This window comes from Anaerotignum lactatifermentans DSM 14214, assembly GCF_900142265.1.
In the GTDB taxonomy this organism is placed as follows: domain Bacteria; phylum Bacillota; class Clostridia; order Lachnospirales; family Anaerotignaceae; genus Anaerotignum; species Anaerotignum lactatifermentans.
The window spans coordinates 1-8,599 of record NZ_FRAH01000103.1; the positions used below are offsets into that span (position 1 = coordinate 1).

The window sequence follows — 8,599 nt, forward strand, 5'->3', positions numbered from 1 at the left end:
AAAAAACGCACCGAGGGCGGGAAAAGCGAATAATCCCTTTGGAACAAAGGGCGCACTTATACACCCTTGCGGGCGTGTGCGCTCTGCCGAGGGCGTATCTCCGCACAGGGAACTTTCCCCGCGCTCCGATATGGCGGCTTTGCCGCAACAAGGGGCTGCACCCCTTGCGCCGCTTACGCGGCTATCCCTGCACACCCACAAAAACAGTACACCCGCCGTTGGCGTCTGTACCATTTTTGCGGGTTTGGTTATCCTATCCGGGAGGTGATACCCATAGCCATTTACCATTGTAACATCGGCATTGTGAGCCGAGGAAAAGGCAAGTCAGCCGTTGCCGCAGCCGCCTATCGAAGCGGCGAGAAAATCACAAACGAGTGGGACGGAATGACCCATGACTACACCCGCAAGCGCGGCGTTGTCCATACGGAAATCCTACTGCCGCCCCATGCCCCGCCCTCTTTCTCTGACCGTTCAACCTTGTGGAACAGCGTGGAGCTTTACGAGAAAGCCGGGAACGCCCAGCTTGCCAGAGAGATTGACGCAGCACTCCCCATAGAATTATCCAGAGAGGAACAGATCCGGCTTGTCCGTGAATACTGTTCCTCTCAATTTGTTTCAAGAGGAATGTGCGTTGATTTTGCCATTCACGACACCGACAGCGGCAACCCCCATTGTCATATCATGCTTACCATGCGCCCCCTTGACGAGCGCGGCGCATGGGCGGCGAAGTCCAAAAAGGAATATGACCTTGACGAGAACGGCGAGCGCATACGCTTACCAAGCGGCAGATACAAGACACACAAAGTTGACCTCACAGGCTGGAACGACAAGGGCAACGCGCTTTTATGGCGCAAGGCATGGGCGGATATTTCAAACGCCTACCTTGAACGCGCCGGACACCCGGAGCGTATCGACTACCGCAGCAACGCCGAGCGCGGCATTGACGAGCTGCCCACCGTCCACATGGGCGTAGCGGCCTGTCAAATGGAGAAGAAAGGCATAGCCACCGAGAAAGGCGAGCTGAACCGGAATATCCGAAAGGCAAACCGCCTTATCCGGGAAATCAGGGCGCAGATTGGAAAGCTCAAAGAATGGATTGGCGAACTGTTCAAGGCGCGGGAAACCGCCCCGGAGCAGCCCCCGCAATCCCCCGGCCTTGCAAATCTGCTGATGAAGTATTTAAGCGTTCAGAGAGAAAAGAGCCGGAAGTATTCGCAGAGTTGGCAAAGGCAGCACGCCGCCGATGAACTGAAAACCGTTGCAAAGGCGGTCAACTATCTTTCCGAGCATGGTATTTCTACCCTTGCGGAGCTGGACGCTGCCCTTTCCTCTGTCAGCGACCAAGCCGACGCTATCCGGGAGGGCATGAAAACCGCCGAGAAGCGCATGAAAGAATTGCAGAAATTGATTGAATACGGGAAGAACTACACCGAGTACAAGCCCATTCACGACGAGCTGAAAAAGCTGAAAAATGGCTGGACGAGCAAGCGTGACAAGTACGAGGAAGCCCACCGCGCCGAGCTTACGCTATGGAACGCAGCGAGCCGCTATCTCCATGCAAATCTGCCGAAAGGGACAAAGACCTTGCCTATCTCTGAATGGGAAAAAGAGTACGCCACTCTCAGCGGGCAGAGAACAGCGGAATATACCAAGCTGAAAGAAACCCGCGCCGAGGTTGCCGAGCTGCACAATATCCGCAAGTGCGTTGATATTGCACTGAAAGCCGACCAGCCGGAGCAGACCCGCGCCAAGCGGCACGACTTAGAACGATGAATGGAGTTGAGATTTTTGTACTACACCCAAGAACAGATAGACCGGGCGAATCAAGCCGACCTTGTTTCTTTCCTGCAATCACAGGGCGAGCAGCTTACCCGCGCCGGGAATGAATACCGCTGGAAACGGCACGACAGCTTGACCGTCCGGGGAAACAAATGGTACAGGCACAGCCAGAGCAAGGGCGGCGGCCCCGTTGATTTTGTTATAGAGTTTTTCGGCAAGAGCTTCACCGAAGCCGTGGAACTTCTCACAGGAGAAAAGGGAGCCGCACCGCCGCCGGACAGACCTTGCCCCGCGTCCCTTTCCGACTTCCGGCTACCACCCCCAAACAGCGACAACCGAACAGCGAGGAACTACCTCACAGCAGCCCGCCGCATTGATGAAGATGTGATGGGCTTTTTCTTTGCCCGCGGCGATATTTACGAGGACGCAGCCCACCACAACGCCGTATTTGTGGGGCGGGACGAGGACGGAATACCGCGCTACGCCCACAGCAAGGGAACGGCGGGAAACTTCCGGCTCGATGTGAAAGGCAGCGACAAAGCCTTTAATTTCTGTTACCGGGGCGAGGGCGACAGGCTTTTTGCCTTTGAAGCCCCCGTTGACCTGCTCTCTTTCCTCTGCCTGTTCAAAAAGGAATGGCAGAAGCAGAGCTATTTGTCATTGGGCGGCGTGGGAGAAAAAGCCCTATTGCGTTTCCTTTCTGACCGTCCGAACATCAAGACCGTTTACCTCTGCCTTGACAGCGACCAAGCCGGAAACGACGCTTGTAGCCGCCTTGCGGAGCTTGTGCCGGAGGGCTTGACCGTCCACCGCCTTGTGCCGCTGTTTAAGGACTGGAACGAGGTATTGCAGCACCGGGCAGAAATCACAGACGGGAAGTATATCCAGGAAGCAGTTTACGGCCTGAAAGAGCCGCCGCAGGAAGAAACCGTCGAGATTATCCGCATGAGCGAGGTTGACACGCAGACCGTTGAATGGCTATGGGAGCCGTATATCCCTTTCGGGAAAGTAACCATTGTGCAAGGCAACCCCGGCGAGGGCAAGACCACCTTTGCCCTACGCCTTGCCGCTGCCTGCACCACCGGGGGAACGCTGCCGGGAATGAAGCCCCTGCCGCCATTCCAAGTGATTTACCAGACCGCCGAGGACGGGCTGGGCGATACCGTCAAGCCCCGCTTGATAGAAGCCGAAGCCGACCTTGACCGCGTGCTTGTGATTGATGAAGCCAAGCGGGAGCTTACCCTCTCCGACGAGCGCATAGAAAAGGCAATCACGCAGAACGGGGCGCGGTTGATTATCCTTGACCCAATACAGGCGTACATGGGCGAAAAGACCGACATGAACCGGGCAAACGAAGTGCGCCCCATGTTCCGCCGTCTTGCCGATGTTGCCGAGCGTACCGGGTGCGCCGTTATCCTTATCGGACACTTGAACAAAGCTGCCGGAGGGCAGAGCGCATACCGGGGCTTAGGTTCTATCGACTTCCGCGCCGCAGCAAGGAGCGTCCTGCTGATCGGGCGCGTGAAGCGGGAGCCGAATGTGCGTGTTATCGTCCATGACAAATCTTCCCTGGCGCCGGAGGGCAAGCCCGTTGCCTTTTGCCTTGACCCGGAAACAGGCTTTTCATGGATAGGCGAATACGACATAACCGCCGACGAGCTGCTATCCGGCGCGGGCGGGAACACCGCCACCAAGACCGAACAAGCCGAGAAGCTGATACTTGACCTGCTTGCAGACGGGAAAGAGCTTGCCAGCGAGGACATTGTAAAGGCCGCAGCCGAAGCCGGAATATCCGAGAGGACGGTACAGAACGCCAAGCGCAACATGGGCAGCATTTTGGGCGCAAGGCGTGTCGGCGGTCAATGGTATAACTTCATCAAGAAGAAGCAGCCGCCCGAACCCGCAAGCTGAAAGTGCAAAACGCAGACCCTTTGCACTTTGCACTTTCGCACTTTCACAAGAATTTGCGTCAATAACTCAAAAAAGCACTTGACAAAACGCTTCATGGGGCACCCATGAGGACATCGCACCCTACATCGACCCGGTGTTCCAGAACAATGTGATTCTGACTAAAACCGAGAGCCTGACCATGAACAGCCGCCCCAAGGACCCCAAGACCGCCAGAAACAAAAATGTGCTGGTGATCGGTGGCTCCGGTTCCGGCAAGACCCGCTTCTGGCTGAAACCGAACCTGATGCAGATGCACAGCTCCTATGTGGTGACAGACCCAAAAGGCACCATCCTGGTGGAGTGCGGCAAAATGCTTCAGCGCGGCACACCCAAGCTGGGCAAGGACGGCAAGCCCATGAAGGATAAGCACGGCAAGGACATCTATGAGCCTTATCGGATCAAAGTCCTCAATACCATCAACTTCAAGAAGTCCATGCACTATAATCCCTTTGCCTACATCCACTCCGAAAAGGACATCTTGAAACTGGTCACGACGCTGATCGCCAACACCAAGGGCGAGGGCAAGGCCGGGGACGATTTTTGGGTTAAGGCCGAGACGCTTTTGTACTGCGCCCTCATTGGGTATATCCACTACGAGGCCCCGGTGGAGGAACAGAATTTCTCCACCCTCATCGAGTTCATCAACGCGATGGAGGTCCGGGAGGATGACGAGGAGTTCAAGAACCCCGTGGACCTGATGTTTGACGCGCTGGAGGCAGAGAAGCCCAACCACTTCGCCGTCCGTCAGTACAAAAAGTACAAGCTGGCTGCGGGCAAAACCGCAAAATCCATCCTGATTTCCTGCGGTGCGCGCCTTGCCGTGTTCGACATCGCGGAGCTGCGGGAGGTCACGGCCTACGACGAGCTGGAGCTGGATACCCTGGGAGACCGGAAAACCGCCTTGTTCTTGATTATGAGCGACACGGACGATAGCTTTAACTTCCTGATCTCCATGTGCTACACCCAGCTGTTCAATCTGCTCTGCGAAAAAGCGGACGATGTGTACGGCGGGCGGCTGCCGGTCCATGTGCGGTGCCTCATTGACGAGGCCGCCAATATTGGACAGATCCCTCGGCTGGAAAAGCTGGTTGCCACCATCCGAAGCCGTGAGATTTCCGCCTGCCTGGTGCTGCAAGCACAGTCCCAGCTCAAAGCTATCTACAAGGACAACGCCGATACCATCATCGGCAACATGGATACCTCCATCTTCCTGGGCGGCAAAGAGCCGACAACCCTCAAGGAGCTGGCCGCCGTGCTGGGCAAGGAGACCATCGACACCTACAACACCGGCGAGAGCCGGGGCCGCGAGACATCCCATTCTCTTAACTACCAAAAGCTCGGCAAAGAGCTTATGAGCCAGGATGAACTGGCCGTCATGGACGGCGGCAAGTGTATCCTCCAGCTGCGCGGTGTGCGGCCTTTCCTCTCGGACAAGTACGACATCACCAAGCACCCCAATTACCCGTACACCGCCGACGCGGACCCCAAGAACGCCTTTGACATCGAGGCGTTCCTGTCCACCCGGCTCAAGCTCAAGCCCAACGAGGTCTACGATGTGTATGAAGTAGACGCAGAGGGCGTGTAAATCTGTTCCGCTGTGAAAGACCTGCTAATAAAAGTCAAGTAGAAATTTCAGATTTTTAGGGAGGCGAAAAAATGCAATACAAAATCAAGCCGCTGAGCATCTCAAAATTAAAACGGCGGCCAGCCAGATGGTATAGAGTGTAAAAATCAGTCGTGCTCCAGGGATTCCAAGTAGGCTTTCACAGAAGCGTAGTAGATGCGCAGGAACTTGTTGGCAGAGGCCATCATGTAGACACGATATGGCTTGCCTTCAGAGCGTTTCTTGTCCATGAACTGGTACACCGGCTCGTCTATTGGAGCACATTGCAGGATGACGCTCATCACCAGAAAGAGCGTCCTGCGCAGTGAGGCAGATCCTCGCTTGGAAATGCTACGGCTACGGACATCTATTTGACCGGATTGGTAGGGCGGGGCGTCAATACCCGCAAAGGCAACCAACGCTTTTTTGGAATGAAAACGGCGTACATCGCCAATTTCAGCCAGGAGTTGAGGGCCGAGGGTTGGGCCAACACCAAACATCCCCATCACTACAGGATACTCCGGCAGAGAAGCTGCCAGGGATTGCATCTCCTGTTTGAGAGCAGCTAACGCGGAAGAAGTTGTCTGGAGTTGAGAAATGGCCTGTTCTACCAAAAGTTTTGCCGTATCCGTTTTCGGTATGACACCGAAGTGTCTGCAAGCAGAGGCATAAATATCCAGCGCCTTATCCTCGCTGAAATTGTAGCCGTGCTTTCTGCACCACTTCTGGTATTGGGTAGTAAAGGCCTTCTCAGACCGGCCACAAACGCACTCGCAATGCCAAAAAGTAGCGACAAAGTCCACCCACTTCTCGCTGCCATCGGCGCGGGGCGGACTGGTAAACAAGCGATTTGCGTCTGGGAAGGTGGTGTCCAGCAGGGAGATCAGGTTATTCTTCAGCATGGTCTGAACTTTGGAATACTGTTGGTACTGCCGGTAGCAGATTTTCAGCATGAGTCGGGTATCCTCCTCCGGGATATATCTCGGCAATGTGAGCCAGTGGTCAAGACCGTAGTTGGCCAGCTTTACGGCATCCTTTTTGTCGGTTTTGGCCCGTCTTAAACTGTTGTTTCCGTAGTCATGCACCAGCATTGCATTGACTACCGAGACATAAAGGCCCGCGTCGTGGAGCAGCCAGGCCACCGGAGCATGGTAATTACCCGTGGATTCCATCACCACACGGGTCTCGCCGTCCAGGCTTTTGAGCAGTCCTGCCAGCTCGCTCAGTTCATTGGCGGTGTGACGTACTTCAAAGGGTGAAACCACTACCTCTCCGAAGGGCCGCATGACTGCAATCATGCTCTTACCCTTGGAAACATCGATGCCAACGCAGTTCATTCACATTCCTCCAATACAAAGAATCTGCAACCGGAATCCATCTTTTCTCGCTGCCGATTCAATCTATTGTGTGACACGAACTCTCCGACATCCGGTGGTTCAACCTGCTTAAATCGAACGCTGCAACGAGAGGATGGCTAACAGTCTTTCACACGGACATACAAGCCCAAGGAGTGATTGGTCAGCCAGTTGCTCCTCTCATTGTAGCTTAGGCACGAGATGGAGGGAAAGCCGGACTGGCTGTCCGGCTTTCCTGTCCAAATTTATTGTAATAGGAGTGATCTTATCTACCCGCCTCAACCGCCCCGGATGGGGCCATCGGCGTACAAAGCGGACAATCACCAAAAAATAATGAAAAAAGGAGGACAGCCGGAATCAGGCCCCGGAAACCGGGTGCCGATTGTTCCGGCTTTTGTATGCCTATGAATGACTAAATCAAACTTTTCAAATGATTCCGGCTAACTATAATTTATGGCATTTTTCAATCAGGCTATCACCGTTCTTCAGACCCTCGTTATCGCTCTGGGCGCTGGTCTCGGCATCTGGGGTGTCATCAACCTGCTGGAAGGTTACGGCAACGACAACCCCGGTGCGAATGCTCATGTGCCATAAAGTAACACAAATAAGAGAACAGACAGCTACCCCACTGTTCCGTAAAATATTTTGTGGCTGACTGGTGGAAATATCATTCCGAGGGTGCTAAAATGAAACATAGGAATGAGCGATAAATCGGAATTTAGAGGGAATGATTATATGCCTATTTATGAGCCAAAGGATTATGAAGATGTAATTGCTCGTATTCAGAAAAAAGTTATTGAAAAAAATATCAAAATGGGAGAATGCCCTTCGGAAAGTCAAATTAAAGCGTTTGAAAAAAGCTGTAATATTCAGTTGCCACAAGCATATCGTATGTTTTTAAAATCTGTGGGAAATGGTTGCGATTGTGCGGATTTTCATTTGAACAGATTAGAAAATTTAGAGCAAAGAGATTTGTCCCATCCCTTTATGCTTGAAGAAGCTTGGATTTGGGAAGATGATGATCGCGATAATGATGTAATTCGAGAGGAAATGCAAACAAAGGTTTTTCAGGGCGAAATCGAATTGATAGATTTTGGTGACTGTGATTGCTATAACTTGATTGTTAGTGGAAAATGCCGCGGAGAAGTTTGGAATTTCTCGGATGTAGGCGTTCAGCCTTGTTGTGAACGACAGGATTTTTTGGGATGGTTTGAGTTATGGTTAGACTATCAAGATAAAACGGACTATTTCAAAGACTATGTATATGAAGAAGATTAACAATTCCCATTTATCGGTGAGAAAGAAACGGAGGTGAGTGCATGGCAAAGTTAAAATCTATCGCTTTTGCCGTCGGAATTATGCTGCTGATCGGGGCGGTGCTATGCCTTTATTTCAGCTTGCGGAACCTGTCCTCTATCCGGCCTGCGTCAGCCTATGAGGACATGGGTGTTCATACCTTTGTGCCGGAGGAAGTTTATCCCGTACAGAGAGAGAACCACGCTACCGGGCGGCAGAAGCGCAACCACCCCACCACGACCGTTTACATCGTGCGCTATCGGGCAGAGGACGGGAGCGGCTATCAGTACAAGTACGAGTCTGGCTCTGTGGAAAGCACCGCACAGAGTATTTTGGAAGCGGACGAGCCGATAGAGCGCCGTGTTCTGTCCATCCCTGATGAGGACGGCTACATCACCATCGGCGCAGACGAAACCGCACAGACCTACGAAACCAGACAGAAGCGCACCTATTGGACGATTGCCGGGGTATCTGCGGCCTATCTGCTGGTATGGCTTGCGGTCAATGGGCTGCTGCTCTATAAACGGCGCAAAAGAATGTAAACCAATTTAGCTTCTTGCCGGGAATGAAAAAGGTAATCCGCCGCAAAACGGAAGAATAAACGAAGCGACAAATC

6 protein-coding genes and 1 pseudogene are annotated in these 8,599 nt (G+C 53.3%); 6 read left to right on the forward strand and 1 reads right to left on the reverse strand.

Features of this window, described 5'->3' with window-relative positions:
* The first annotated feature begins 66 nt into the window (after nucleotides 1-66).
* The 3 genes and pseudogenes from mobQ to BUB35_RS16945 form a co-directional block, all read left to right on the forward strand.
* Nucleotides 67-1,773 carry a MobQ family relaxase gene (gene mobQ, locus BUB35_RS16935; RefSeq protein WP_002592866.1) on the forward strand — a complete coding sequence of 569 codons (1,707 nt, stop codon included), beginning with the start codon at nucleotides 67-69 and terminating at the stop codon, nucleotides 1,771-1,773.
* Nucleotides 1,774-1,788: 15 nt separating this feature from the next.
* The gene (locus BUB35_RS16940) at nucleotides 1,789-3,690 is read left to right on the forward strand and encodes an AAA family ATPase (RefSeq protein ID WP_072852992.1); all 1,902 of its coding nucleotides are present in this window, start codon (nucleotides 1,789-1,791) and stop codon (nucleotides 3,688-3,690) included.
* An 85-nt stretch (nucleotides 3,691-3,775) separates the two neighbouring features.
* A pseudogene (locus BUB35_RS16945) lies at nucleotides 3,776-5,314 on the forward strand (VirD4-like conjugal transfer protein, CD1115 family); the annotation flags it as partial.
* 146 nt (nucleotides 5,315-5,460) lie between these two features.
* Here BUB35_RS16945 and BUB35_RS16950 read toward each other — a convergent pair.
* On the reverse strand, nucleotides 5,461-6,669 hold the full coding sequence (locus BUB35_RS16950; protein ID WP_002382856.1) for an IS110-like element ISEnfa110 family transposase: 1,209 nt from the start codon (nucleotides 6,667-6,669) through the stop codon (nucleotides 5,461-5,463).
* A 471-nt stretch (nucleotides 6,670-7,140) separates the two neighbouring features.
* On the opposite strand from BUB35_RS16950, the gene BUB35_RS16955 reads away from it, so the two are divergent.
* The 3 genes from BUB35_RS16955 (at nucleotide 7,141) to BUB35_RS16965 (ending at nucleotide 8,525) form a co-directional block, all read left to right on the forward strand.
* Nucleotides 7,141-7,281 (forward strand): Maff2 family mobile element protein, encoded by a 141-nt coding sequence (locus BUB35_RS16955; protein WP_072853685.1) that lies wholly within the window; start codon nucleotides 7,141-7,143, stop codon nucleotides 7,279-7,281.
* Nucleotides 7,282-7,386: 105 nt separating this feature from the next.
* Nucleotides 7,387-7,965: an SMI1/KNR4 family protein gene (locus BUB35_RS16960; RefSeq protein WP_242949282.1), complete on the forward strand. Its 579-nt coding sequence runs from the start codon at nucleotides 7,387-7,389 to the stop codon at nucleotides 7,963-7,965.
* Nucleotides 7,966-8,006: 41 nt separating this feature from the next.
* Nucleotides 8,007-8,525 carry a hypothetical protein gene (locus BUB35_RS16965; RefSeq protein ID WP_072853689.1) on the forward strand — a complete coding sequence of 173 codons (519 nt, stop codon included), beginning with the start codon at nucleotides 8,007-8,009 and terminating at the stop codon, nucleotides 8,523-8,525.
* The last annotated feature ends 74 nt before the right edge of the window (nucleotides 8,526-8,599 follow it).

Bases quoted from the DNA above. Each gene is read 5' to 3' on its own strand.
- BUB35_RS16950 (WP_002382856.1), bottom strand. From the start codon at position 6,669: ATGAACTGCGTTGGCATCGATGTTTCCAAGGGTAAGAGCATGATTGCA.
- BUB35_RS16965 (WP_072853689.1), top strand. From the start codon at position 8,007: ATGGCAAAGTTAAAATCTATCGCTTTTGCCGTCGGAATTATGCTGCTG.
- BUB35_RS16955 (WP_072853685.1), top strand. From the start codon at position 7,141: ATGGCATTTTTCAATCAGGCTATCACCGTTCTTCAGACCCTCGTTATC.
- BUB35_RS16960 (WP_242949282.1), top strand. From the start codon at position 7,387: ATGAGCGATAAATCGGAATTTAGAGGGAATGATTATATGCCTATTTAT.